Below are 25347 nucleotides of genomic sequence, written 5' to 3' on the forward strand. Positions count from 1 at the left end.
CAGGCTATATTGGAAATTTCCGATCTTTATGCCGCTTTAAAAATCAAAGTGTGGGATGTTGTGATCGCTCCGGAATACGCTGCGCATAAACCTTGAGGCAATATGAGTGTGCGTGCGAGACATTGGGAATCGCCAATAACGCGTCCATTTTCGCTTGCAGCTTGTCACCCACCGCCAGCATTCTGTCATCCACGATACTGTTTTGATTGTATTTCTTCCAATACCGTTCGCGAAACCGGCTGTACCGGTCAGGTGCATCAATTGGTTTAGTGCCCTGACCCCGCAGGCGCTTTAGCTCGAAACTGTCGCGTGTTTTCACCGGGTAGTGAAAAACGGCCGCCCAATCGTGCGAGACAAGATGTTCGGGTGCCGCTCCGAACGCGTGTCGCCGACGCACGCCAGAGCGATAAATATCGTCATGCATGGGATGCCCGGATGCATTGACGAATTGCCCCCCGTCTTGCTGAAAACCTTTAAATAAATGGGGTCGATGAATACCGAACCCGCGTATCTTTTCGGAGGTCTGAAAGAGCGTCTTATAGCGTTGATGCAGGCGATGGTCATTCTCGGCGCGCCTCAGAAAGCGCTGGGTGATCAGTCCGGGCTCCCAGGTCGCATGATGCCCGTCTCCGAAGACCAGCCAGTTCACCGCGATACCTTCCGCTTTTCCATGACAGCGATTGATCAGATCTGAGACTTGATTGTTAGGACCTGAACAGTAGAGGAATTCGTCACTATCGAGCCACATCAACCAATCGGCATAAATGAGCGATGGATGCAAATAGGCCTTCTCAGCGGCCTCATGTTGGGGGATATCGCCCGGTTTCAGATCTTGTAAAACATGAGAAATAACCCCGTTTTTATCAAGTACATCAAGCAGTTCGGTCGTACCGTCGGTTGAATCATTGCTGTAGATCAGGATCGGATCAAACCCGATCAGCAGATGATAAGCGACCCACTCAAGAATGAATGGCCCTTCATTCTTTGCACAGGAAAACAACCCAACATTCATGCCGGTTCGACCCTAGGCTTGTTTATGGTCGGTGATCCTTGATGCACAGCTTACCTTCTGAAGATGATATTGCGCTGGGTTTGAAAGGAATTTTCATATCCACGAACTGCCAGAGCAGCAAACAGGCTTTTCGCACCTGTACCGAGATTGACAGTTTCCAGTTGTAAATAGCACGGGAGCGCGTCGTCGTCGGCAGCCGCAAGGAAGGGCGTGAGGATGCGCGGCTCGTGCCCTTCAACATCCAGCTTGATAAAGTCCGCTCCGTATAGATGTTTTAGCTCTAACAGTGTTCGGGTTTGCACTTGAATGAGTTGGTATTTTGAATTGTCCACGCATGCCATGTCATTCGTCAATCGCCCTTCACCCAGATTGGTGGCCGTATCGCCGCGAAGCTCTATCGAGAGCGCAGCTTCGACAGATTCGTCCGAGATGGCGAACGTGTTCAGATCGACGTTGCCGAAACCGTTCAACGCACAGTTTCTAGACAAGCGATCCGCCAGCACCGGGTTTGGCTCGAACGCAGAAATTTGGGAGTCTGGGCCGAGGATTGACGCAAAGAACAACGAGTAAAGACCAAAATTAGCGCCAATATCCAAGACCTTGAGTGTTTTCCCTTCAAAGGTCTCTTTCAGCCAATTCAGCTCAAGCTCTTCCGGAGATCGCCCTTTTCGCCAGAGTACAAACTCACTGAAATTGTCATAGGGATGCAGATGGATGTTCAAGTTTCGGTAGGTGACCATCTGCGGCAGTAGTGATTTTCGGATCAGATTGCGCACCCGACCGCGGCCTGTGAGGTTGTAGGCCTCACGTAAGCAGGTGTTGGCGTAATCCAATCGCGCCTTCGGTACCGATACCTGACTGTCTGCATCGCTCATTAGAACCCGTGCCCGGCTATAGTCTTGTTTTGATGGCAAATTAGCACAGGCCGCAACTCCGATCTATTGGTGACTTAGAGGCTGTCCAGTAACTCCTGATGCCGTTTGGTATATGCTTCTCTTACCTCGATGGGAGGGCGCAGCTTGATCTGCAGCCCCTCCAGAATTGGCTTGTCGGGGCGGCCGAAGAATTTTGTCGCCTCAGTATCTGAAAAGCCCGCGATTTGTGTCGCTTCCATCCAGGCGCTGATCTTGTCGGCTTTTTTGATCTGGCGCTTCACCGTTTGCGGCACCGCGGCAGGCAACCCGAAACGGATATGGATTGCAGCTGCCAACCGGTCGTCCAGCGCGCCATAATCCGGGCCGACCGCAGATTTGACCGGGGAAATCATGTCTCCGATCACATATTCGGGCGCGTCGTGTAACAGTGCCGCTAATCGCCATTTTGTTGGTGCATTTGGTGCGATGCGCCCAAAAAGCTGTTCCACCAGCAAGGAATGTTCGGCCACGGAATAGGCGAAATCCCCGTTGGTCTGACCGTTCCAGCGTGCTACAAAGGCGAGCCCGTGGGCGATATCTTCGATTTCGATATCCACCGGTGTCGGGTCCAGCAAATCCAGCCGCCGTCCCGACAGCATTCTTTGCCACGCTCTGGGTTGTGTTGCCATTTTGCCATGCCTTGTGAACTAGGACACGTTTTATCCGTGTTCTTATGCTATGATGTACCTGTCTGGATCACATGCTGCCAACAGTTTCTTGAGCATTCGTGCTTTGAACCGGTGCGATACGATCCCGACATTAAGGACTGAGGGGGGTGCAGACTCCTCCCAGTTGCGCCCCTCTCGAAGCGAAACTCGTATCGAAAGGAGCTTGTTATGTTCAAGCGTTTATTTGCTACCGCCCTCGCCTTTGGAATGGCTGCAACTGCACCGCCTGCATTTGCACAAAATTGTGCAGAACGCGAGCACGTGATTACCAAACTGCAAGACAGTTATGCCGAGGAATTAGCCTTTGGTGGTCTTCAGAAGTCTCGTGGTACACAGTCGGTCATGGAGGTTTGGACCTCGAAGGAAACAGGAAGCTATACCGTCCTGGTGACCCAAGCAAACGGCATCAGTTGCATTGTCGCCGTTGGCACGGATTTTTTTGAAGCGATCCCAAAGATCAAAGTTGAGGGTACGCCAAGCTGATATTTTCAGTGTCAGGAATTAACCCCGGCCACCTGCGTTGCCACCTGCCCCAATGAATGCTAGGGCAGCCCGGATCAAGATTTACCGGAGTGGAGCACCTGATGGCCGGGGACTATATCGTCAAAGACATTTCGCTGGCCGGGTTTGGCCGCAAAGAGCTGGATATCGCCGAAACGGAGATGCCAGGCCTGATGGCCCTGCGCGCAGAATATGGTGAGAGCAAACCACTGAGTGGTGCCCGGATCGTGGGTTCGCTGCACATGACTATTCAGACCGCAGTTCTGATCGAAACGCTGGTGGCGCTTGGCGCGGATGTGCGCTGGGCATCGTGCAATATCTTCTCAACGCAGGATCACGCGGCCGCTGCAATTGCCGAGGCCGGCATCCCGGTCTTCGCGATCAAAGGCCAGACGCTGGAAAAGCATTGGGATTACCTGGACAAATCCTTCCTGTTCGAAGATGGCCCGAACATGATCCTCGACGATGGTGGCGACGCCACGCTGTATATCCTGCTGGGCGCACGGGCCGAGGCAGGTGAGGACATCATCCCTGTTCCGGGTTCGGAAGAGGAAGAAGTGATCAAAAAGCAGATCGCCAAGCGCATGGCCGCGTCTCCGGGCTGGTTCACCAAAATGCGCGAACAGATCCAAGGCGTGTCCGAAGAGACCACCACCGGCGTGAACCGCCTGTATCAGCTGGTGAAAGACGGCCACCTGCCGTTCCCGGCGATCAACGTGAATGACTCGGTCACCAAGTCAAAGTTTGACAATAAATACGGCTGCAAGGAATCGCTGGTAGACGGCATCCGCCGCGCCACCGACACCATGATGGCCGGTAAGGTTGCCGTAGTCTGCGGGTATGGCGACGTGGGCAAAGGCTCGGCTGCCTCGCTTCGCGGCGCTGGTGCGCGCGTGAAAGTCACCGAAGTTGACCCGATCTGCGCCCTGCAGGCTGCAATGGACGGGTTCGAAGTCACCCTGCTGGAAGACGAAGTTGCCAGCGCGGATATCTTCATCACCACCACCGGCAACAAGGACGTGATCCGCATCGAGCATATGCGCGCGATGAAGGACATGGCCATTGTTGGCAACATTGGTCACTTCGACAATGAAATTCAGGTTGCCAGCCTCAAGAATCACAAATGGACCAACATCAAGGAACAGGTTGATATGATCGAGATGCCTTCGGGCAACCGCATCATCCTGCTGTCCGAAGGCCGCTTGCTGAACCTCGGCAATGCCACGGGGCACCCCTCTTTTGTGATGTCGGCATCGTTCACCAACCAGGTTCTGGCGCAAATCGAACTGTTCACCAAGGGCGATGAGTACAAGAACGAAGTCTACATCCTGCCCAAACATCTGGATGAAAAAGTCGCTCGTCTGCATCTGGACCGCATCGGCGTGAAGCTGACCCAGATGGATAGCGATCAGGCGGCCTATATCGGGGTGAAACCCGAAGGCCCCTACAAGCCGGAACACTACCGCTACTAAGTGCGAAAGACGCATGACCAAGCCTTCCAGACGCCGCCGAATCCTGCTTTCGGCGGCGTCTTTTCTTTTTGGCCTCTTAACGCTGTTGATCGTGTTGGTCGGAGGCGTTTGGTGGCTGCTTGCCCATCCCAACACCCCTGTGCCCCCGTACTGGAACCCGCTGCGTGAGCTGACCGTGACTGCGCCGGTGACTCCGGTCACAACCTATCAACTGAACCGAGCGCTGGCGGATGACGTCATGTGCCGCGCCGCTCTGGCTGAGGCTGGGGTACAGTTTGAACCGATGGAAGATCTGGTCGTGGAAGAGAACTGTGGGATTGCGGGGCGGGGCCGATTGACCAACTTGGTGAAAGCACGGATCGCGGCGATTGAGACCCGGTGCGCCACCACCTTACGGCTTGCCATGTGGGAACATCATGTGGTGCAGCCTGCCGCAGAGAAGGTATTAGGTACCGCAGTCAGCCGATTGCGCCAGATTGGCAGCTATAATTGCCGCCGGATGCGCACCGCGCAAGGACAAGACAATGGTTGGAGCAGCCACGCCACTGCGGACGCGATCGATATCGTCGGGCTGGACCTCTCGGATGGGCGCAGCTTGAACCTGCTGTCAGACTGGGGTACCGACGGCCCCGAGGCCGATTTCCTGCGTCGGATCGGGCGCGGAGCCTGTGACTGGTTCCACGTAGTACTTGGCCCTGACTACAACCGCTTGCATGCCGATCACTTTCACCTGCAGGGGCCTGGCTGGGGCTACTGCCGATAGTACCTCAGCGCAATGAAGGAATGAAATCTCCGCGGCCCTGTGGTGTGAAATCCAGTACATTCCACAAAGGCCAAGCTGCATCCACATGCCGGGGATGCCAGTCGCTGGGTTCAAAGAACAGCTCGGAACTCCAGAAGTGATGAATGCCATCCGGGAGGCGCTGAAAGACATTCAGGATAGGAAGCTGATCGCCCCCTTCGGTCTGGGCCAGATAGTCGCTCTGGTAATTCGTCCCCAGTGCAGAATAGAGCGGCAGCGCATTCCAACTCATCTCATCCTTGAGCGCCGAGAGTTTTTCAGGCGTGTTCTGCGCCACCACGGCAACCGAGGCTTTCTGTATCAGATGGTGGATCTGAGAGTTCAGTCCATCCAGAAACGCTGAACACATTGGGCAGGGGCGTTCCGCATTAGGTCCGTACATCAGCGAATAGATGATCAGCGTGTCCTTATCACCAAACAGCGAAGACAACGGCGCATCCTCGCCTGCCAGATCTCGGAACGCATAATCACCGGGGATTTTGCCCCCGGTTGGAAGAGAGCGGCGCAAGGCCGCGACCTCTTCAACCTTGGCTCTCAGGTCTCGCTCGGCAGAAAGGAGTGCGTTACGTGCGGATCGGTATTCAGTGGTTTCATTGGGCAGGGAAACGGGCATGAGGACCTCCGGGAATAATAATTAACAAAAATGTTAAATAATAAACCTGGAAAAATCAAATCGCGCAACCCCGCAAAGTTCAGCCTAGGGGGAAACCTTGTGATTTTTCCCTTTTGGGAATTTCGCCGACAAGGCTAGTCTCTTGCGCATCGGTAAAAACTTCCGTGACAATGGATTAAGGAGACTGGGACATGGGCAAACGCGACGAATTGATCGCCAAATACGCTGAAGATCTGAAAGGCAAATGCGGGATGGACCCCGATATGGATCTGCTGACCAAGGTCACCATCGGTTGCGGCCCGGCGATCTATGACGCGGATGCGTCGACAGTGGCAGCCAGCCAGGAAGGTGAGCTTGAGACCGTCAAGAACAACTTCCTGATCAAAAAGCTGGGCCTGTCCGACGGCCCTGAACTGATGGAGGGGATCAACAAGGCCATGGAAACCTATGGCATGTCCGAGCGCAACAAATACCGCGCCGTGGTCTATTACATGCTCACCAAGCATTTCGGCAAGGAATCGGTCTATAGCTGATCTAGCCTAAAGCCAGCTTAGCACCCGTCGGTCCTGCCGGCGGGTGTTCTGTATTTGAATGAAACTCTAAATACTTGGCGTTTGAAGCGAGGTTCTGAAATCGGCTAAGGTCAGGTCATGACCAGGACGGTCAGAACCAACAGATTTCCGTATGCGTGTGGTGAGTTTGGGAGCACGCGGGGTAGGGAAGGTTCTGCATCCGTCAGGGCCTTCCCTTTTTTTCAATCTGCTTCGGTCTGACCTAGTCCGCAGATCACCTGCCATTCTGCATCGCTGACCGGCTGCACCGACAGGCGCGAGTTCTTGACCAGAACCATTTCAGCCAGACGTTCATCTGTCTTGATCTGATCCAGCGTAACAGGGGTGGCAAATGGCCGGACGGCCTTGATATCCACGCATTCCCAGCGCTCATCATCGGTGGTGCTGTCGGAATGGGCCTCGGCGCAGACCTCGACAATGCCAACAATCGCCTTGTCCTTTTGCGAATGGTAGAAGAACCCCCGATCACCGATCTGCATCTGACGCATGAAATTGCGGGCCTGGTAGTTGCGGACCCCGTCCCATTCCTCGCCTGCATCCCCTTTGGCAACCTGCTGATCCCAGCTCCAGGTCGAGGGTTCGGATTTGAACAGCCAGTATGCCATCAGCCGATGACCTTCTTCCACGGGATCAACTCGACCGAGTCGAACAGCCCGGCCAGCGCATAGGGGTCATTTGCGGCCCAGGCCTCAGCTGCGGCCAGGTCATCGACATCCAGAATGACCAGCGATCCTACCATCGCATCGCCATCCAGCAACGGCCCGGCCTGCGCCACCACACCAGTGTCATCGATATAGGCCAAATGGGCCGCACGGTTGTCCAGCCGGGTTTGCAGGGCCCCGGCTTTATCCCGGGCGATCAGGGCGATGAGCATATTATTCCTCCTTGAGTGGGCGGCCCAGCAGGGCCTGAATCGCGTCGGTGACACTGTAGGCACCGCTGCTGAGTTTCGCCACTGTTGCACTGATCGGCATATCCAGCCCTTCACTTGCGGCGATCTCAGACATGGCCTGCGCCGTGGCGACGCCTTCGACGGTTGCTGTGCTGTCAAACGGCTTGTTTAGACCCAAACACAGGCCAAAACGGTAATTTCGCGATAATTCGGACGAACAGGTCAATACCAGATCGCCCAACCCTGACAGCCCCATAAGCGTATCCGGTTGGGCCTCGCGCAAAGCGGCAAAGCGCTGCATCTCGGCAAATCCGCGCGTGATCAACGCTGCGCGGGCGCTGTCGCCAAGGCCTGCACCAATGGCCGCGCCGCAACCGATAGCCATCACATTCTTTAGCGCGCCACCCAACTCGGCCCCGATGGTATCGGCGGTTCGATAAAGGCGTAGGTTGGCGGTTGTCAGCTCTTGCTGAAGCGCCTCGCCCAGTTCGGCATCCGCACAAGCCAGCGTTAGCGCCGTGGGCAGACCGCGCGCGATATCGTCGGCAAAGCTGGGACCGGTTAGCAGGGCCGGTTGGGCGTCCGGCACGGTTTGACGGATGACGGTGACAGGACCCAGACCCGTGGACAGTTCGATCCCCTTGCAACAGGCAACCAGAACCTTCCCGCTCAGCCGTACTGCGTGAAGGTTCAGGGCATTACGCAGTTTTTGCATTGGCACGGCAAGCAGCAGTACATCGGACCGCACCGCCTGTTCAATCTCGGCAGTCACCGTGATGTTGGCTGGCAGCGTGACGCCCGGCAGGCGATCGACATTTTCTCGCGATTGCCGCATTTGCCTTGCCTGCTCGGGATTCCGCGACCAAAGCGTAACGGGGCCATTTCCCGCCAAAGATATCGCCAGAGCGGTTCCAAAGGCACCTGATCCAAGAACTGAAACGCTCATGCCTTGGCTCCTTTCTTGCCGCCACCTAGCATCGATGGGCTGGTTTGATCCAAGGGCCAGCGGGGTCGTGCCGTCAGGTCCAAGCCATCCCGCGCACCTGCACGGAATCGCTCGATACCCGCATAGGCAATCATGGCGGCATTGTCGGTACATAAGGCCATAGGTGGGGCGGTAAATCGGGTATCCATTTCCACAGAAACAGTCTCTAACGCTGCCCGAATGGCGGTATTTGCAGCAACTCCACCGGCAACGGCGATAACCGGTTCAGCCGGTGATGCCTCAAGATACAGTGTAATCGCGCGGCGGGTTTTCTCGGCCAGAGTATCGACGATTGCCTGTTGAAATCCGGCACACAGATCGGCGCGATCCTGCCGGGTCAGCCCCCCCTTCTCGGCTACGATTTGATCCCGCATCCGCATCAGCGCGGTCTTGAGCCCCGAAAAAGACAGGTCACATCCAGGGCGATCCAGCAGCGGCCGGGGAAAGCGGAAACGTTTGGGATCGCCCGTACGGGCCTCGGCCTCGACCGAGGGGCCGCCGGGCTGCGGCAGACCCAGCAGACGGGCGGTCTTGTCAAAGGCTTCTCCGGGGGCATCATCGATTGTGCCGCCGAGACGGGTAAATTGCTCCGGTCCATGCGCGATCAGGTATTGGCAGTGGCCGCCTGAGACCAGCAGCATCAGGTAGGGAAAGGCAATTCCGTCGGTCAGGCGTGGCGTCAGCGCGTGTCCGGCCAGATGGTTCACCCCGATCAGCGGCAACCCGGTCGCCGCACTCAGACCCTTTGCGCACATCACGCCGGATATCACTCCGCCGATCAGGCCCGGCCCGGCTGTCACGGCGATTGCATCCAGATCACGTAAGCCAATTTCGGCCTGTGTTAGAGCCTGTTTGACGCAAGTATCCAGCTTCTCGGCATGCGCACGCGCTGCGATCTCGGGCACAACACCACCATAGGCGCTGTGCAATTCAGTCTGACCATGTACCACGGATGACAAGATCTCGGCCCGTGCGCCTGTGCACTGCCGCACCACGGCTGCAGCGGTATCGTCGCAGCTGCTTTCCAGTCCGAGGACGGTAAGTGTTTGCACCATAGGCCTGATCCGTTGCATCATGATTGCCAAGCGGGGTATCACCCCGCGCGGATGCAAACAATCCCAAGGCCGAAGGCGCCGACCGTTGTATTTGTTGATGACCCGCCCTCGCGCCGCCTCGGACAGGTTCGTTGCGCAACTGCCGGACCACATTCGGTCGCAAGTTGCAGTTATCCATTCACCCTTGTTAAAGATCGAACCGCTGACGGTCGCGGTTGAGTCTGATGAGTCCGCTGGGCTGATCTTTTCCTCGGCAAATGGTGTGAACGCCGCTGCCCTATTGAATGTGGATCGCAGCCTGCCCGCCTATTGCGTTGGTCCGGCGACCACGCAGACCGCGCAGGAAGCGGGATGGGACGCGCATAATCTGGGTGCGACGGCACAAGAACTGGTGTCCAATCTACTGAAATTCAAGCCAGGCATCCCGCTGCTTCATCTGCGCGGAGAACACAGCCGTGGCAACGTGGCCGAACGTCTGACGGAATCCGGCCTGACCACCCGAGAACAACTGATCTATCGACAACAGCTTTTGCCGCTGAGTGATGAGGCGTCACAGGCCGCCGAGGACAACCAACCCATCATCGCCCCGCTGTTTTCGCCCCGCACAGCGCGACATTTTGCCGACGTTTGGGCCGGATCTGCGCCTTTGTGGCTGGCCGCAATCAGCGAGGCCGCCGCAGAACCCCTTAAAACACTACGTTTTGAACGGCTGAAGATCGCGGATGAACCGACACCGGACAAAATGCAGAAAGCCGTGAAAAAACTCTTGAATCACGTGATGCGGGTTGAGAGCGCGCCGGGTGCGGATTAACTTGGGCAAGTCTGTTGTTCATGTGTTTTGGGAATCGATAAGGGGATTAACGCGGTGGCTGATAAGAAGAAACCCGATCAGGAGCCGGTCGAAGACCCCAACGTAGAAGAGGTGGCAGAGGCCACCGAAACCAAAAGTGAAGCAGTCTCGGATGAGAATTCCGTTGACGCGGAGGATGCTGCGGACGAGCTGACTTCCGAAGCCGAAGCCGAAGCCGAAGCCGAAGCCGAAGCCGAAGCCGAAGCCGAAGCCGAAGCCGAAGCCGAAGCCGAAGCCGAAGCCGAAGCCGAAGCCGAAGCCGAAGCCGAAGCCGAAGCCGAAGCCGAAGCCGAAGCCGAAGCCGAAGCCGAAGCCGAAGCCGAAGCCGAAGCCGAAGCCGAAGCCGAAGCCGAAGCCGAAGCCGAAGCCGAAGCCGAAGCCGAAGCCGAAGCCGAAGCCGAAGCCGAAGCCGCTTCTGAGCCTGTCGAAGAGGTTGCACCTGCGGAAGAGAAAGTAGTCGAACGCACCGTCGAAAAGCGCGGCGGGTTTGTTCCGGCGCTGCTGGGCGGCCTTGTTGCGGCCGGAATCGGGTTTGCCGTGGGCAGTGGCGGTTTTTTATCCAGTGGGACAGATAGCTCGGACGCGATTTCCGCGCTCGAGTCGAAGCTAGCGGAACAATCCGATCAGATTGCCCAACTGACCAAATCTCTTGCTGATGGCCCCGATGTCTCGGGCCTTTCGGATCAGATCAGGGCTTTGTCTGACAAGCTAACGCCGGTCGAAAGCGATCTGGGTGCCGTGAAGACAAGTGTCGAAGGTCTGACCGGTAAGGTCGATCCGTTGGAGCAACGCCTGACCGCGCTTGAGAAACAACCGCTTGAGGCAAATGTCTCGCCCGAGGCGACCGCCGCGTTCGAGGCAGAGTTGAAGAAACTACAGGATTCCCTGGCCTCGCAGCGAAGCGAAGTGGAAAAGATGGTCTCAGATGCGCAGGCGCTTGAGGCGAAGGCCTCAGCCGAGGCTCGCGCGGCGACCAACGCTGCAATCCTGTCGCGTCTGCATGGCCAATTGGATGCCGGTCAGCCCTATGAAGAACTGGTTGCTGAGTTGAAAGCCGGGGGTGTTGACGTGCCGGATGCTTTGGCTGCGTCAGCGACGGACGGGGTTGAGACGCTCTCAGTCTTGCGCTCGACGTTTGCCCCTGCTGCGCGCACTGCGCTCGCCGATGCACGCGATGCCAACAAGGGGACCGGCTTGGTTGCCTTCCTGCAGCGCCAGACGGGCGCGCGGTCGGTGACACCGCAAGAGGGGGACGACCCGGACGCAGTCCTGTCGCGCGCTCAGGCGGCGTTGGCGGATGGTGATGTCTCAAATGCGCTGACCGAACTGAAATCACTGCCCGAAGCGGCGCAGACCGCATTGGCGGACTGGGAGCAGGCGGCGCAGACGCGGGTCTCAGCCGTCGAGGCCGCAAATACGCTTGCTTCAAGCCTGAACTCGAACTGAAGGACCTGCCATGCTGTGGTCATTGTTAAAGATCCTTGTTTTTGTTGCGATTATCGGCCTGCTGGCCATGGGTGCAGGGTTCCTGATGGAATCATCCGGCGGGGTGCAGATCACCGTCGCGGGCACGGAATACACGCTTGGTCCGCTGCAATCGGTGATCGCGCTGGGCGTGCTGGTGTTTGCGGTCTGGTTGTTCTTCAAACTGCTGACGCTACTGATTGCGACGTTGAAATTCCTCAACGGTGATGAAACCGCCCTGTCGCGGTATTTCGATCGTAGCCGGGAAAAGCGCGGATATCAGGCGTTGGCGGATGGGTTGATGGCGCTGGCCTCGGGTGAAGGGCGCGTGGCGATGACCAAGGCCAACAAGGCCGAGAAACTGCTGAACAAGCCGGAATTGACCAATCTTCTAGTGGCGCAGGCCGCTGAGATGACTGGCGATACCAAGAAAGCGTCAGAGACCTACAAGAAGCTGGTCACCAACAACGCCACACGATTTGTCGGCGTGCGCGGGATCATGAAGCAGAAACTGGCTGAAGGTGACGATGAAACCGCACGCAAGCTGGCCGAGAAGGCTCTGGCCTTGAAGCCTCGGCACGAAGAGACGCAGGATGTGCTGCTGAACTTGCAGACCAAGGCGCAGGATTGGGCTGGGGCGCGGTCCACGCTGACGTCAAAGCTGAAGGCCGGGTATCTGCCGCGCGATGTGTTCAAGCGGCGCGATGCGGTCTTGGCCTTGTCCGAGGCCAAGGTGCTGCTGGATGATACGGCAACGGTCGAACAGCAGGAACACGCGATTGAGGCGAACCGCCTGTCGCCCGATCTAGTGCCGGCGGCCGCTATGGCCGCGCGGGCCTATATCAAAAAGGGCAAACCGCGCGCGGCTACCAAAATTATCAAAAAGGCATGGGAGGTTCAGCCTCATCCCGATCTGGCCCATGCCTTTGCCGAGATTGCGCCGGATGAAACGCCAGATCAACGCGTCAAGCGGTTCACGGCGCTGACCCGGATTCACCCGGAGAACATGGAGACCCGCCTGATCCTGGCCGAGCTCAACATCGTTGCCGAAGACTTTCCCGAAGCGCGCCGCGCGCTGGGCGATGTGGTTGAAAAGCAGGGGGATGCCAGAGCCTATACGCTGATGGCTGCGATTGAACGGGGAGAGGGTGTCTCGGACGCAGTGGTTCAGGGTTGGCTGGCCAAGGCGTTGAACGCGCCGCGCGGGCCGCAATGGGTCTGCGACAATTGCCACGATATTCAGCCTGAATGGGGTCCAGTCTGCCAGAACTGTGGCAGCTTCGACACGCTCAGTTGGCAGACACCGCAGACGCCTGAAATCGCCAGTGCGACGGGTGTGCACATGTTGCCGCTGATCGTCGGAGCGCTTGAGGATCAATCGGAAGCCGAGGAAGAACCAGAAGTCGACGAGCCAGAGGCGGAAGAAGTGATTGAAGTAAACGCCGAGCCCGTTGAAATCGAGCAAGAGAAACGGGCCTAACGGTTCGATACTTCGTTAGGGCTGTTCATTAGCAAGCTTTGAGCTGTAATCAGGCGTGGTGGGTTCTTTGCTATTACGTATCATCAGTCATTTCTGCGACGCCAACAGCCCCAACCAGGCTTTCAATCGTTTGGCAACTCAGCCGATCGGCACGGGTTCCTTGGCAATAGAGGCCGTCTACCCCGATCGGTCACGTCATTCATATGATCCCTTCTTGTTTTAGTGCGTCGATCTCTGCGTCAGATAAGCCAAGCTCGGACCAGATCGCAGCGTTATCGGCACCAAGGGTAGGCGGGGCAGCTTGGGGAGTTCTCCGCTCACCGTCCATGACTATCGGACTGCCTGCGAGGCGCATGTTTTCACCGTGAGCTGACAGGCTCGCTATCAATCCCCTCCCATCCAATTGTTTGTCTGACAAAGTCTCAGGCACCGTAAAAACTTGCCCCGTCGGTACGCCGAGCGCATTCAATTCGCGAACCCAATCTTCGGCCGGACGGGCGATCAACACACGTTCGAGTTCTTGCCGAAGGGCATGCCGGTTTTGTTTGCGATCCTCACGGGTCTGATAGTTGGGATGGGTCAGCAAATCGTCTCGGTTTAGATGCTTTGCCAGGGCCTGCCATTGCTCATCCCGATTGGCCGCGATGTTGATCGGACCGTCGGACGTGGCGAAGGTACCGGAAGGGGCCGAGGTGGTGTTTTCGTTGCCATGGGCACCCGGCAGCACGCCCCCCAAGAGATAGTTCGACACGACCCAACCCATTGTCGAGACAACGGCCTCGGTCATCGCGACGTCCAGAAATGCGCCGCGTGGATTGGCGTTCAAGGCCGCGCTGATGGCAAAGGCTGCGGTCAATCCGCCCACAGTATCTGCCAGAGGATAGCCGACCCGGTTAGGTGCCGTATCGGGGGCGCCCGTGATCGACATGACACCGCTGATACCCTGAACAATCTGGTCATAGGCGGGATCGTCACGCCTCGGTCCGTCCTGACCGAATCCGCTGATCGCGCAATAGATCAGGTTGGGATTTTCGTTGCGCAGAACTTCATAACCCAACCCCAGTCGATCCATGACACCTGGGCGAAAATTCTCAACCAGAACGTCGGCGGTCTGAACCAGCCTTTTGAGTAGCGCCTTCCCCTGCTCGGCCTTCATGTCCAGCGTAACAGACTTTTTATCGGCGTTTTGAGCTAGAAAGCTAATGCCCATTCCGGCCTTGTTGCGTTCAGGATCCGCGCCCAGCACTCGGGCCAGGTCCCCGCTGCCGGGGCGTTCAACTTTGATGACTTCGGCGCCCATCAGGGCAAGTTGATAGAAACAATAGGGGCCCGCAAGAACATTGGTCAGGTCAAGGACGCGGACCCCTGAGAGTGGCTCAGTCGCCATCGGCGATCCCGGCCGCCCGTGCCCGTGCTCGGCGGGCGCGGTAGCTGGGCAGCAGCACCAACAGCACAGCGACGACCAGTAGCGCCAGCGTCATCGGGCGCTCCCAGATAAACCCGATACCATCGTAAAGCTGCATGGAGCGTGCGAAGTTGTCCTCCATCATTCCACCAAGGATAAAGCCAATCAGCAGGGGAGCGAGTGGATAATCCGCGAACTTAAGAGCCGTCGCGCAGACCCCGAAACCGACCAGTATCAACAGTTCTGTGGCGTTGTTCTGGCCGATATATGCACCCATCAAGGTGAAGAACAGAATGAACGGGATCAGATAGTTGCGCGGAACGGCCAGCACTTTGGCGATGTAGGGGATCAGTGGCAGGTTCAGGATCAGCAGGACGAGGTTACCGATGAACATCGACATTATTACCGCCCAGAAGATCTGCGGCTCGTCGATCATCAAACGCGGGCCGGGTGTGACGTTCAGCGCGATTAGCGCGCCTAGCAGAATCGCGGTGGTGCCCGATCCGGGAATGCCCAATGTCAGCAGCGGCACAAACGAACCGGTACAGGCCGCGTTGTTTGCCGCCTCAGGTGCCGCAAGCCCTTTAATAGAGCCTTTTCCAAATTCTTCCTGCTCTTTTTTTGGCGCGATATTGCGCTCGACCGCATAGCCAAGGAAGCTCGCAATAGTCGCACCCGCGCCCGGCAGGACCCCGATGAAAAAGCCCTGAGTCGATTGGCGTCCAATAACCGGCGCGATGGCTTTTGCCTCGTCTTTGGTGATGCGCAGATCTTTGATTTCACCATCATCGCCTTGCAGATTCTTGGGCTTGAGGACGAGGAAAAGCGCCTCGGGCAAGGCAAACATTGCCATGGCCAGCGTGATGAAGCCAAAGCCGGATTGCAGGTCCATGATGCCCATGGTGAAGCGCGGCAGGTTGAACAGCGCACCCTCGCCAACGGTGGCCATGATCAGGCCGAGAATGGTCATGATCAGCGCCTTTGCCACCTGACCTGAACCGGCAAATGCCGCAATGGCTGACAAGCCAACGACCATCAGCGCAAAATATTCGGCGGAATGAAACAACAGCGCGACGGAAGACAGCGCCGGGGCGAATACCATCAACAAGATTGCCCCGATCGTACCTCCTGCGAAACTTGCGATCGCAGCAATGGTCAGCGCTTTACCGGCTTTGCCTTGTCGCGCCATAGGATAGCCATCAAAGCTTGAGGCCACTGTGCCCGCGACCCCCGGCGCGTTCAGCAGGATGGAAGAAGTTGAGCCACCGAAAATCGCGCCATAGTAGACGCCCGCGAGAAGGATCAGAGCAGCGGATGGATCTCCCATCGAAATTGCGACCGGGATCATGATCGCGATGATCGACATTGGCCCCAGCCCGGGCAACATGCCGATGAATGTACCGATCAGGCACCCCGCGATGACCATCAATAGGTTTTGAAGCGAAAAGGCCGTTTGCAGACCGATCAGAAGTCCTTCAAGCATGTCAGCCTCCGAAAACGCCGGGCAGTGGGCGCATGTAAATTCCAAGAACTTCCTGAACCAGATACCAGACAGATCCGGTTGCGATCAGGGCCACAGGCACCATGATATGCCACTTACGTTCACCCAGAATGTACGAGCCGATAATCAAAAAGCCCGATGTCGCGATCAGAAATCCGACGGGGCGCAGACACAGGGCGTAGACGACCATCAGAACCAGCAGCGAAATCGCCTGCCCAAGGTGGTATTCGCCAAGGCGGCGATAGTCGATATCCGCCTCTTTTATTTGACTTTTCTCAAAGCCCAGAAGGATGATTGTGCAAGCGATTATCCCCAGTATGGACAGGACCTTGGGGAAGGTGCTGGGCCATATCGGGTTCCTTTGCATGAAAGGGGGCAGGCTGCCGTCCATCGTGAACCAGGCTGCATAGCCATAGGTTAGACAAATCCCCAGCAGAACAAGCGCGATCCAGCGATCCAGCGCCATGGTGTCCCCTCCCGTATTATTGTTGTGAGTTTGGGGGCAGAGCGGAGGACCGCTCTGCCGAAGCCGCCTTTAGAGGAAGCCCAGTTTCTTCATCAGATCGCTGATCTGCTTTTCTTGATCTTCAAGGAAAGCAGAGAAGTCGTCGCCCGAGTTGTGGATGTTCACCCAACCGTTGCGCGCGCGTACTTCTTCCCATTCAGGTGTATCATACATTTTTGTGATGGCGTCCTGATAGGCGGCCAGCTTGTCTTCGGGCAGTCCGGGTGCCGCAAAGAAACCGCGCCAGTTGACGAAGGTGGTGTCGATGCCCTGTTCCTTCATCGTCTGGGCGTCGGGTGCCGCGTCTACGCGCTCCTCAGAGGTAACGCCGATGATTTTCACCTCACCCTGATTGGCCAGATCGACAGCTTCCGAGAAGCCAGTCGACAAGGCTGCGATTTCGCCAGACAGCAGTGCCGCCATGGCCTTACCGCCTGCATCGTAAGGGATGTATTTGACGCCCAGCGCGTCTTTGCCGGCTGCTTCCATCACCATGGCTGCCACCAGATGGTCCATGCCGCCCGGAACCGAGCCGCCGCCAATGGCGGTGGCACCTGGATCGGCGTCATAGGCTGCCAGTAGGTCTGCCATAGAGTTGATCGGGCTGTCCTTGCCAACAACGATTGCCGCATAGTCACCGATGGTGCCCGATACCAAAGTCAAGTCGCGGAAGTTATGCGGGAACACGCCCGTCAGAGACCGGATTACGATGGGTGTCGAATTGACCATCAGCGTTCCGTGATTGCTTTCGGCATTTTCGATCAGATAACCGATGGCTTTACCGCCACCGCCGCCTGACATGTTCTCGTAGGAGGCCGTGCCTACAAGACCTGCATTGGTCAGGGCCTCGCCAGTTCCGCGTGCGGTTCCGTCCCAACCGCCGCCGGCGCCACCGGGGATCAGAAAGTGGATGCTGTCCACGACCTGGTCTTGCGCCAATGCGGGTCCGGTTAGACCAACGGCAGCAACGGCTGCGATCAGGGCACGACGGCCCAGTTTGAATGTTGTCATGATGTCCTCCCATTTGACATCCGGCCGCGGGGCGGCTCAGATTATTCTGAAGTTTAACCACACGAACCTGACATCAACCTGTCACGCGTTAGGAAGCGCCCCAGCCCTCATGAAATTCCTTCTGGTCGAAGATAACCTGGATCTTGCAAATGCGATGTGTGCGCGCATGCGCCTGGATGGTCATGTCGTTGATCATGCAGAGAAATTGGACGATGCAACGGCTTATGCTGAGATCGAGGAATATGATCTGATCCTGCTGGATATCATGCTGCCCGATGGAGATGGGCGGGACTTTTTGCAGCGTCATCGGGCCCGTGATCCGGATACTCCAGTTATCGTTTTGACCGCGCGCAGTCAGGTTTCGGATCGAATCGGATCGCTCGATCTGGGGGCAGATGACTATGTGACCAAGCCCTTTGATCACGCCGAGCTAGAAGCCCGTTGCCGGGCCGTTTTGCGGCGCAAATCAGGTATTGCCAAATCAAGGATCGAGGTCGGCGGGATCGTGTTTGACCCTGTCGCAGGCCATTTGAGCGTGCGGGGAGAAACGATATCCTTGCGCAATCGCGAGCTGCGGATGATGGAGCTGTTCATAAACGCGCCAGGTCAGGTTTTTTCAAAACAGAAGCTGGCCGACAGGTTGTTTTCTTACGACGACAACATCTCGGACAACGCGATTGAGGTCTATGTGGGTCGACTGCGCAAGCACCTTGAGAAATCCGAACTGAAAATCACCACGTTGCGCGGGCTGGGCTACAGGCTGGACCATGACGGTTAGTCCGGCTGTTTATGGATCGCTCAGAAACCGGCTTGTGCTGGCGCTGATCAGCGGCGCGGCATTATTGGCCGTTCTACTGTTCTTCGCGGTCCGAAATTATGCAGCGCAAGTGGCCCAGCAGGGGCAGGACAACATCCTTGGTGCGTCGGCGGCCTCGATCCTGGATGCAGCTGCGCTGCGTGATGGGCAGCTCGAGATCGATATTCCCTATGCCGCGTTTTCTATGCTGGCGACCCCGTCAGATGACCGAGTGTTCTATGCAATCTATCAGGATGGTGCATTCATATCGGGCTATGACGATCTTCAGCTTGCCCAAGATACGAGGGATGGCAACTGGACCTTCAATGCGGGTGAGCTTCGGGGTGAGCGCGTTCGGCAGGTCAACGCCAGCCGCACATTGGTCGGTCTGGGCCGTCAGACCGAAATCGAGGTCGCGCTTGCGCAGACGCAGGATGCACTGGCCGAAACGTTGGATCAGATCTCGCGCAATGCGGCCTTTCTGGGGATCGGCTTTTTTGTGCTGACCGCGGCATTGTCTTTTTGGGTTACAACAGCAACCATCGGACAGTTAAACAAGCTAACCACCTCGGTGACCCGTCGCGGACCGCAGGACCTGAGCCCGTTCCGAAAACCGGTGCCCAAGGAAATGGCACCTCTGGTGTCTTCGCTGAATTCCCTGATGGGGCGGCTGGATCAGTCTCTCAGCCAATCGGAAGATTTCATCGCAGAGGCGGCGCACCGGGTGCGTACTCCGTTGGCGACTGTCCGGTCCTATGCCGAGGCGACCTTGCAACGCGTCGAACGCAAGGAAAATCGCGAAGCTTTGCGTGCGATGGTGCGGGCTATTGACGAAAGCTCTCGGGCGGCAGGGCAACTTCTGGATCATGCCATGATCACATTCCGGGCCGATCATCTGGAACGAGAAGACCTCGATCTTGTTGCTTTGACCCATGAGCTTGTGCAGCGCCTGACGCCCATCGCTGAAATGAAAGACCTTTCGTTGTCTCTGACGGGTGACGCTTCGGTTCAGTACTCAGGTGATCCGATCCTGTTGCAGAACGCCGTGCGTAACATGGTCGACAACGCTCTGAAATACGCACCCCCCGACAGCACCGTTGAAATCAACGTCACCGCAACGCCTCAGATCCAGATCAGCGTCAAAGATTCTGGCCCGGGGTTTCCGCCTGATGAGATTGACACGTTGACCCGCAGGTTTGAGAGAGGCCAGAACGCCACAGGGACCATTGGTTCGGGCTTGGGGCTGACCATTGTACAGGACGTGGCAACAGCCCACGGCGGCACGCTGGTTCTGACCAATCAATCAGAGGGCGGCGCATGCGTTATTTTATCGCTCTGATATTTTTGCTGCTTCCGCATGTTGGAACCGCCGACGACTGGGAAGATCGCCGTTTGTTCAACGATGGCGCCGAGGGCACGCCCTTGCGTGTCATATCGAGTACCGACACCGTTCTGTTCGCACCGTTCATCGAAGAGTTTGTTGCAAGAAACCCTATATTTAGTGTCGAATATTTGGTGTCAGGGACTGCCGACATCTATGAGCGCGTTCGAGCAACACCTGATGCATTTGACGTTGTCATCTCAAGTGCCATGGACCTGCAATTGAAACTCGCCAATGACGGGTTTGCACTGCCTCTGGACGGTATGCCCATTCCTGCTTGGGCGCAGTGGCACGACAGTCTGTTTGCCTTTACCTCCGAGCCCGCCACCATTGTGGTCAACCGCGCAGCTTTCGAAGGCCAAACCATCCCGCAAACGCGTCAGGGCCTGATCGAAGCGCTGCGAGAACGGCCCGAGGTGTTTCGAGGCAAGGTTGGAACTTATGACGTACGACAATCCGGGCTGGGCTATCTGTTCGCCACGCAGGATGCGCGTGCGTCGGAAACCTATTGGCGCCTGATGGAGGTGATGGGCGGTCTGGGCGTCCGGCTATATTGCTGCTCCGGCGATATGATCCGCGATCTGGCCGACGGGAAAGTTCTGGTCGCCTATAACGTGCTGGGCAGCTACGCGGCGGCTCAGACTGAAGGTGAGGGTGCTCTTGAAATCATATTGCCGTCTGATTTCCAGACTACGATGATGCGAACGGTCATGGTTTCTAAGGCGACACAAAAACCTGAGGTTGCCGAAGCATTTGTGCGTTATCTGATTAACGGTACGGCACAAAGTCCTGAGCGTTCGCCTCTGCCGGTCTTGTCTGCATCCGCCGATAGCGAACAGGAGGCAATCGGACTAAACCCTGCGCTGCTGACCTATCTGGACGTATTGAAACGCAGAAAGTTCATCTCGGCCTGGGAAAACGCTGTTATCCAATAGTGATGCAGGGGCCGATTGTACCAATCGGTTCCGTTTGCCAATGTTGCCGTCGCATTGGGCGGGCCGGTATCGAAAATGCCAATATGATCTGCAAGACGCAATTCGCAAGCCAAACAGCATCTGCCTTTCGACTTTTGCCGACCTCGCAGGATAACGCATCTAAGCACAGGCGCTCGATGAATAATTGCTACACATCCGCAGAGGATGCCTAGGACCAAGGCTCAGTATTACTGCTGCGCCAAATCAAGTTGTGGGCGTGTACGTCGTAACACTTGCCATCAGTGCGTCTGCCCAAATAGCTCATACAGCTCGATGGTCGTTTTCACACCAACCTTCTGTTGGATGCGTCCCCGATGAATTTCCACCGTGCGAGGGCTTATTCCCAGTGCAGTGGCAATCTCTTTGCTAGATGTCCGCGAGGGGTGGGTCAGAATATGCTGCAGCACCTGTTCCTCGCGCTCGGTCAAAAGTCTGCGCTTATCTGCAAGCATCTGACGCCTTGTTTTATCGGTGCGCAGTTTTGTGCCAAGTTCGAAAGCGGCCTGAATTCGTTCAACCAGCACCTGCAGGTCGAATGGTTTCTCCAGAAAGTCAATTGCGCCTGCCTTTGTGGCGCGGACCGATTCCGGAATGCCCCCATGGCCTGAAATGAATATGACCGGGAGGGTCGAGTCGCGCCGGTTCAGATGGTCCTGTAATTCCAGCCCGTCCATCCCCGGCATTCCGTAATCAAGGATCAGGCATCCTTTTGCATCTTCATGCACTTGGTTCAGAAAGGCCTGTGCATCCGGAAAGTGTTCGACCTGCATCCCACGTTTGCTGAGGGAGCGCGACAGGGCGATACGCACATCTTCGTCGTCATCGACGATGTATACAACCTGCGGATCAAAGATCATTCCTGATTTTCCTCGGATAAGTCACTGCGGCGCAGGGTGAAACAAAAGCATGCGCCTGCTGTTTCGGTGGGTTCATACCAAATCGTTCCGCCGTTGGCTTTGACAATGGTCCTGCAAATGGACAGGCCCAGGCCCATTCCGTCGGTCTTTTGCGTGTCGAATGTATTGAACAAAGTGACATCATCACTGACGCCAGGACCGTTGTCCTGCACATGGACTTCGACCATTTCATCTGTGGTTCGGGTCATAATGTTGATCTGGCCTTTCGCGACCGGATCACGCGCCAGAGCATCAATTGCATTGCGCAGCAGATTGACCAGCACCTGCGCGATCTGTGTCCGGTTTCCGATCACCGGGGGAAGGCCGGATTCCTCAAAATGCAACTTGATCTCATGCAGTTTCGCCTCGGCCTCCATCAGACTGACGGTTTGCCGGATCAGCCCGCTCAGCTCAAACGGGGTTTGACGTCCGCGATCCTTTCGCACCACTTCGCGCAGGGCGCGGATGATGTCGCCTGCGCGGCGAGACTGGCGGTCGATATCCGAAAGGATCTCGGTCAGTTCAGGATCGGGATCGCCGATTTCATCCAACGTGATCTTCGCAGCGTCAACGTTATATGAGATCGCGCTAAGTGGCTGGTTCAGCTCATGCGCCAGCCCGGATGCCATCTCACCCATCAAGTTGACCCGCGCCACATGGGACAGATCGCGGCTAAGGCGGCCGGCCTCATCCTCGGCCTGCTTCCGATCACTCACATCATCGATAATGGCAACTGCGTGATCGGGTATGCCACTTTCATCGCGGATCAGGATTGCGTTGACCCGCAGCCAGATCGGTGATCCGTCTTTGCGGATAAACTGGCTCTCGATTATGAACTCGGAATCCTGCAGCAGGGTTTCGCGGAACTTGACCGCAATCTGATGACCGTCTTCGGGCAGAATGTCGGCCAGCGTCATCTTCTCCAGTTCTTCCGGCTGATACCCCATGATGTCGCACAGCTGTTCGTTGGTCCGTAGAAACCGCCCCGTCTCGGGCGAGATCTGGGCCATCCCCCGCGAGGCCAGATCGAAGGTGCGGCCATAGGCGGTTTCGAACCGTTGACGTTGTTTGACCTCTTGCGTCAGAGCCACACCGGTATCTTCCAGCTCACGATAAGGGCTGTGCAAAACTTCTTCGGGCGTGATCTCTCCACTGAACAATTGCTGGCTCTGACTGGCAAAGGTGCGCACCGGGGCATAGATCCGATCGGCCATGGCAAGCCCGATTGCGCCGGTCAGAATGGCGATGGCCAGCGCGATCCAGACGCCTTGTGTCCGGTTCTTCTTGATCTCGCCAATAAAGTTGTCCTCGGCCGCATAAAGGCCGATTAGCCAACGCAGCCCCGGCTCGGACACTTCGATTAACATCGCCACATAGTCTTGACCATTTAGCTGGAAATCCGTGTGGACAGGACCCTCAGTGTCGCTCAGATCGGTTTGCACCACATCTCCGAACGCCATTTGCGCGATGGGGTCAGCGATCTGATCCACCCGGGTCAACTCGGGCGCTTCCATATGGGCTTCCTGCCGGATCAACACGAGCGTTGGGTGTGCCAGAACCGCACCATCTTCGTTCAAAACTAGCGCGGCGCCTCGTCGTTCAGACCAGATATCCAGCAGGAACCCCGACAGGGCGTCGATCTGGATATCGACACCCAAAATGGCGCGGATGTTTCCATCCTCGTCCAAGATCGGCACGCTATAGGTGATCCCCGGCTGGCGCGTCGTGAAGAAGATATAGGGTTCTGTCCAGATCGGCGCTTTGGTCTCAGAGACCATTCGGTACCAAGGCCTACTGCGCGCCTCATAGGTATCGGTGTCGGTGGCCGCCGTCTCAAGCAGAGTAAACTGATCGTTGCGCCATTTGAAATCGGCGGGATGCTCGGTAGTGCCATCAAGAAATGGCGGAACGTACTTGGTGCGATAGCGCCCGGCCTCTTCTGCGCGCATCACATAGACAAACCTGCCCGTCTCATCGGCCAGATACATCCCAGCAAGCTGTGGTGCGACCTGAAGCTGCTGGAAGAAATGGCTTTCCAAAACGGTGGCATCGCTGATGTCCAGAACGTCATTTTCGGCAAGACGCCTCGTAGCATCTAATGCTTGCCGGGCTGGGTTCAGGAAACTTTTGACCTGCCCGATGACGTTGACGCTAACCTCGTTCAGAGAATTGCGCGATTGCCGCAAAAGCGCGTTTTCCGAGCTGACAAAGGTCGACAGGATGACGGAAAGGATCGCGAGAAACTGCAACCCACCCAGGCACAATGCAAGCGTTGCGCGCAGCGACCTGCGCCTGCGCGCGGGTTCGGCATGATCTGGACGAAGTTCTTGATGTCCTGCGTGGTCCAAATTCTGTCCAAACGACCTTAATACAAGTATCGGTACCTAAGACGCGACCTGCGGCCGATTACCCTCATTCCCCTATCTTCGAATCCAAGCCTATACGTAATCAACCGTATAGACACCTGCTGTTTGGTTTCGCTTTCCTCTTATTCATCGGGGGGCCTGATTCCAGTGCGATTTTTTGTGTTGTGTTCTGAAAGGTTTCAGGCACCCCAACAGATTAAAAAAGACTGACAACAGGAGTGTCAAAGTGTTCAAGAAATCCTCAATCACCGCATTTGCCGCGGCGGCCCTGATGGCACCAGCGGCATATGCAGAAGAATTCATCACGATCGGAACTGGCGGCGTTACGGGTGTATATTACCCGACGGGTGGCGCGATCTGCCGTCTGGTCAACAAGGGCCGGAAAGAGCACGGGGTCCGGTGTTCGGTGGAGTCGACTGGGGGGTCGGTTTACAACATCAACACCATTCGGGAAGGCGAGCTTGAGTTTGGTGTGGCACAGTCGGACTGGCAGTACCACGCGTATAACGGCAGCTCGAAATTCGAAGAAGCCGGCCCGTTTGAGAACCTGCGTGCCGTGTTCTCGGTACACCCAGAGCCGTTCACGGTTGTGGCGCGTGCCGACGCGGGTATCTCGAATTTCGAAGACCTGAAGGGCAAGCGCGTCAATATCGGCAACCCCGGTTCCGGTCAGCGCGGCACCATGGAAGTTCTGCTGGGTGAGATGGGTTGGACCACCGACGATTTCGAACTGGCGACCGAGCTGAAAGCGGCTGAACAGTCTGCTGCTCTGTGTGATAACCAGATTGACGCGATGGTATACACCGTGGGTCACCCCTCGGGATCGATTCAGGAAGCAACCACCGCGTGCGACTCGGTTCTGGTGAATGTCAGTGGCGATGCGGTTGACAAGCTGGTGGGTGACAACTCGTTCTACCGTACCGCTACCATCCCCGGTGGTATGTACCGTGGTTCGGACGGCGACACATCGACCTTTGGTGTAGGCGCGACTTTTGTGACCTCGGCAGACGTTTCCGAAGATGCGGTTTATGCGGTTGTCAGCTCAGTCTTCGAGAACTTCGATGACTTCAAAAAGCTGCACCCGGCATTTGCCAACCTGAAACCGGAAGAGATGATTGCGGATGGCCTGTCGGCACCGCTGCATCCAGGTGCAGAGAAGTACTATAAAGAAAAAGGCTGGATTCAGTAACCAGACCTGACACGGGGCGCCTTTCGGGGCGCCCCGATTCATA

General features: G+C 56.8%; 25 protein-coding genes. 11 read left to right on the plus strand and 14 right to left on the minus strand.

The window, feature by feature from the left end; genetic code table 11:
• Positions 1-43: 43 nt before the first annotated feature.
• The 3 genes from ACR3EJ_RS04065 to ACR3EJ_RS04075 form a co-directional block, all read right to left on the minus strand.
• Positions 44-1012 carry a glycosyltransferase family 2 protein gene (locus ACR3EJ_RS04065; protein WP_170542470.1) on the minus strand — a complete coding sequence of 323 codons (969 nt, stop codon included), beginning with the start codon at positions 1010-1012 and terminating at the stop codon, positions 44-46.
• A gap of 50 nt (positions 1013-1062) precedes the next feature.
• Positions 1063-1887: an FkbM family methyltransferase gene (locus tag ACR3EJ_RS04070; RefSeq protein WP_170542468.1), complete on the minus strand. Its 825-nt coding sequence runs from the start codon at positions 1885-1887 to the stop codon at positions 1063-1065.
• A 74-nt stretch (positions 1888-1961) separates the two neighbouring features.
• On the minus strand, positions 1962-2555 hold the full coding sequence (locus tag ACR3EJ_RS04075; RefSeq protein ID WP_170542466.1) for an HD domain-containing protein: 594 nt from the start codon (positions 2553-2555) through the stop codon (positions 1962-1964).
• A 207-nt stretch (positions 2556-2762) separates the two neighbouring features.
• On the opposite strand from ACR3EJ_RS04075, the gene ACR3EJ_RS04080 reads away from it, so the two are divergent.
• From ACR3EJ_RS04080 to ACR3EJ_RS04090, 3 genes are all read left to right on the plus strand, one after another.
• Positions 2763-3077 carry a hypothetical protein gene (locus ACR3EJ_RS04080; RefSeq protein WP_170471170.1) on the plus strand — a complete coding sequence of 105 codons (315 nt, stop codon included), beginning with the start codon at positions 2763-2765 and terminating at the stop codon, positions 3075-3077.
• A 101-nt stretch (positions 3078-3178) separates the two neighbouring features.
• On the plus strand, positions 3179-4567 hold the full coding sequence (ahcY, locus tag ACR3EJ_RS04085; RefSeq protein ID WP_170542464.1) for an adenosylhomocysteinase: 1389 nt from the start codon (positions 3179-3181) through the stop codon (positions 4565-4567).
• Between the two features lie 13 nt (positions 4568-4580).
• Positions 4581-5330: an extensin family protein gene (locus ACR3EJ_RS04090; protein WP_170542462.1), complete on the plus strand. Its 750-nt coding sequence runs from the start codon at positions 4581-4583 to the stop codon at positions 5328-5330.
• Between the two features lie 4 nt (positions 5331-5334).
• On the opposite strand, the gene ACR3EJ_RS04095 is transcribed toward ACR3EJ_RS04090, so the two are convergent.
• On the minus strand, positions 5335-5982 hold the full coding sequence (locus ACR3EJ_RS04095; protein WP_170542461.1) for a DUF899 family protein: 648 nt from the start codon (positions 5980-5982) through the stop codon (positions 5335-5337).
• Positions 5983-6173: 191 nt separating this feature from the next.
• Here ACR3EJ_RS04095 and ACR3EJ_RS04100 point away from each other — a divergent pair, with 191 nt between their 5' ends.
• Positions 6174-6515, plus strand: coding sequence for a DUF2853 family protein (locus ACR3EJ_RS04100; RefSeq protein WP_170397892.1), 342 nt, complete (start codon positions 6174-6176; stop codon positions 6513-6515).
• A 221-nt stretch (positions 6516-6736) separates the two neighbouring features.
• On the opposite strand, the gene ACR3EJ_RS04105 is transcribed toward ACR3EJ_RS04100, so the two are convergent.
• Genes ACR3EJ_RS04105 through tsaD form a run of 4 tightly spaced genes read right to left on the minus strand, consistent with a single transcriptional unit; the run spans position 6737 to position 9486 of the window.
• Positions 6737-7159: an EVE domain-containing protein gene (locus tag ACR3EJ_RS04105; RefSeq protein ID WP_170542459.1), complete on the minus strand. Its 423-nt coding sequence runs from the start codon at positions 7157-7159 to the stop codon at positions 6737-6739.
• Positions 7159-7428 (minus strand): YciI family protein, encoded by a 270-nt coding sequence (locus ACR3EJ_RS04110; RefSeq protein WP_170542457.1) that lies wholly within the window; start codon positions 7426-7428, stop codon positions 7159-7161. Before ACR3EJ_RS04110 ends, ACR3EJ_RS04105 begins: the two co-directional genes overlap by 1 nt.
• A gap of 1 nt (position 7429) precedes the next feature.
• Complete coding sequence (locus tag ACR3EJ_RS04115) at positions 7430-8392, minus strand: NAD(P)H-dependent glycerol-3-phosphate dehydrogenase (protein WP_170542455.1); 963 nt, start codon at positions 8390-8392, stop codon at positions 7430-7432.
• On the minus strand, positions 8389-9486 hold the full coding sequence (gene tsaD, locus ACR3EJ_RS04120) for a tRNA (adenosine(37)-N6)-threonylcarbamoyltransferase complex transferase subunit TsaD (RefSeq protein ID WP_170542453.1): 1098 nt from the start codon (positions 9484-9486) through the stop codon (positions 8389-8391). Before tsaD ends, ACR3EJ_RS04115 begins: the two co-directional genes overlap by 4 nt.
• 97 nt (positions 9487-9583) lie before the next feature.
• Between tsaD and ACR3EJ_RS04125 the strand changes: the two genes are divergently transcribed.
• From ACR3EJ_RS04125 to ACR3EJ_RS04135, 3 genes are read left to right on the plus strand one after another with little or no spacing between them, the layout of a single operon-like run.
• Positions 9584-10297, plus strand: a complete 714-nt coding sequence (locus tag ACR3EJ_RS04125) for a uroporphyrinogen-III synthase (RefSeq protein ID WP_170542451.1) — start codon at positions 9584-9586, stop codon at positions 10295-10297.
• 54 nt (positions 10298-10351) lie between these two features.
• Complete coding sequence (locus ACR3EJ_RS04130; protein WP_480422700.1) at positions 10352-11782, plus strand: COG4223 family protein; 1431 nt, start codon at positions 10352-10354, stop codon at positions 11780-11782.
• 10 nt (positions 11783-11792) lie between these two features.
• Positions 11793-13280, plus strand: a complete 1488-nt coding sequence (locus ACR3EJ_RS04135; RefSeq protein WP_170542447.1) for a heme biosynthesis HemY N-terminal domain-containing protein — start codon at positions 11793-11795, stop codon at positions 13278-13280.
• A gap of 199 nt (positions 13281-13479) precedes the next feature.
• On the opposite strand, the gene ACR3EJ_RS04140 is transcribed toward ACR3EJ_RS04135, so the two are convergent.
• From ACR3EJ_RS04140 to ACR3EJ_RS04155, 4 genes are all read right to left on the minus strand, one after another.
• Entirely contained in the window at positions 13480-14667 is a 1188-nt protein-coding gene (locus tag ACR3EJ_RS04140; protein ID WP_480422702.1) for a CaiB/BaiF CoA transferase family protein, read from the minus strand.
• Complete coding sequence (locus ACR3EJ_RS04145) at positions 14657-16168, minus strand: tripartite tricarboxylate transporter permease (protein ID WP_170542443.1); 1512 nt, start codon at positions 16166-16168, stop codon at positions 14657-14659. Before ACR3EJ_RS04145 ends, ACR3EJ_RS04140 begins: the two co-directional genes overlap by 11 nt.
• 1 nt (position 16169) lies before the next feature.
• Positions 16170-16652, minus strand: a complete 483-nt coding sequence (locus ACR3EJ_RS04150; RefSeq protein WP_170542441.1) for a tripartite tricarboxylate transporter TctB family protein — start codon at positions 16650-16652, stop codon at positions 16170-16172.
• A 69-nt stretch (positions 16653-16721) separates the two neighbouring features.
• A complete protein-coding gene (locus tag ACR3EJ_RS04155; RefSeq protein ID WP_170542439.1) occupies positions 16722-17702 on the minus strand; it encodes a Bug family tripartite tricarboxylate transporter substrate binding protein in 981 nt (326 codons plus the stop codon).
• Positions 17703-17811: 109 nt separating this feature from the next.
• On the opposite strand from ACR3EJ_RS04155, the gene ACR3EJ_RS04160 reads away from it, so the two are divergent.
• From ACR3EJ_RS04160 to ACR3EJ_RS04170, 3 genes are read left to right on the plus strand one after another with little or no spacing between them, the layout of a single operon-like run.
• The gene (locus ACR3EJ_RS04160) at positions 17812-18480 is read left to right on the plus strand and encodes a response regulator transcription factor (RefSeq protein WP_170542436.1); all 669 of its coding nucleotides are present in this window, start codon (positions 17812-17814) and stop codon (positions 18478-18480) included.
• Complete coding sequence (locus tag ACR3EJ_RS04165; protein WP_170542434.1) at positions 18470-19837, plus strand: sensor histidine kinase; 1368 nt, start codon at positions 18470-18472, stop codon at positions 19835-19837. Before ACR3EJ_RS04160 ends, ACR3EJ_RS04165 begins: the two co-directional genes overlap by 11 nt.
• The gene (locus ACR3EJ_RS04170) at positions 19816-20814 is read left to right on the plus strand and encodes an ABC transporter substrate-binding protein (protein ID WP_170542432.1); all 999 of its coding nucleotides are present in this window, start codon (positions 19816-19818) and stop codon (positions 20812-20814) included. Before ACR3EJ_RS04165 ends, ACR3EJ_RS04170 begins: the two co-directional genes overlap by 22 nt.
• 278 nt (positions 20815-21092) lie before the next feature.
• Here ACR3EJ_RS04170 and ACR3EJ_RS04175 read toward each other — a convergent pair whose 3' ends face one another.
• Both ACR3EJ_RS04175 and ACR3EJ_RS04180 read right to left on the minus strand, forming a co-directional pair.
• A complete protein-coding gene (locus ACR3EJ_RS04175) occupies positions 21093-21710 on the minus strand; it encodes a response regulator transcription factor (protein ID WP_170471203.1) in 618 nt (205 codons plus the stop codon).
• Entirely contained in the window at positions 21707-24097 is a 2391-nt protein-coding gene (locus ACR3EJ_RS04180) for an ATP-binding protein (protein ID WP_170542430.1), read from the minus strand. Before ACR3EJ_RS04180 ends, ACR3EJ_RS04175 begins: the two co-directional genes overlap by 4 nt.
• Positions 24098-24341: 244 nt before the next feature.
• Here ACR3EJ_RS04180 and ACR3EJ_RS04185 point away from each other — a divergent pair, with 244 nt between their 5' ends.
• Positions 24342-25304: a TAXI family TRAP transporter solute-binding subunit gene (locus ACR3EJ_RS04185; protein ID WP_010443036.1), complete on the plus strand. Its 963-nt coding sequence runs from the start codon at positions 24342-24344 to the stop codon at positions 25302-25304.
• Positions 25305-25347: the final 43 nt, after the last annotated feature.

Source organism: Ruegeria sp. AB11 (assembly GCF_056536325.1).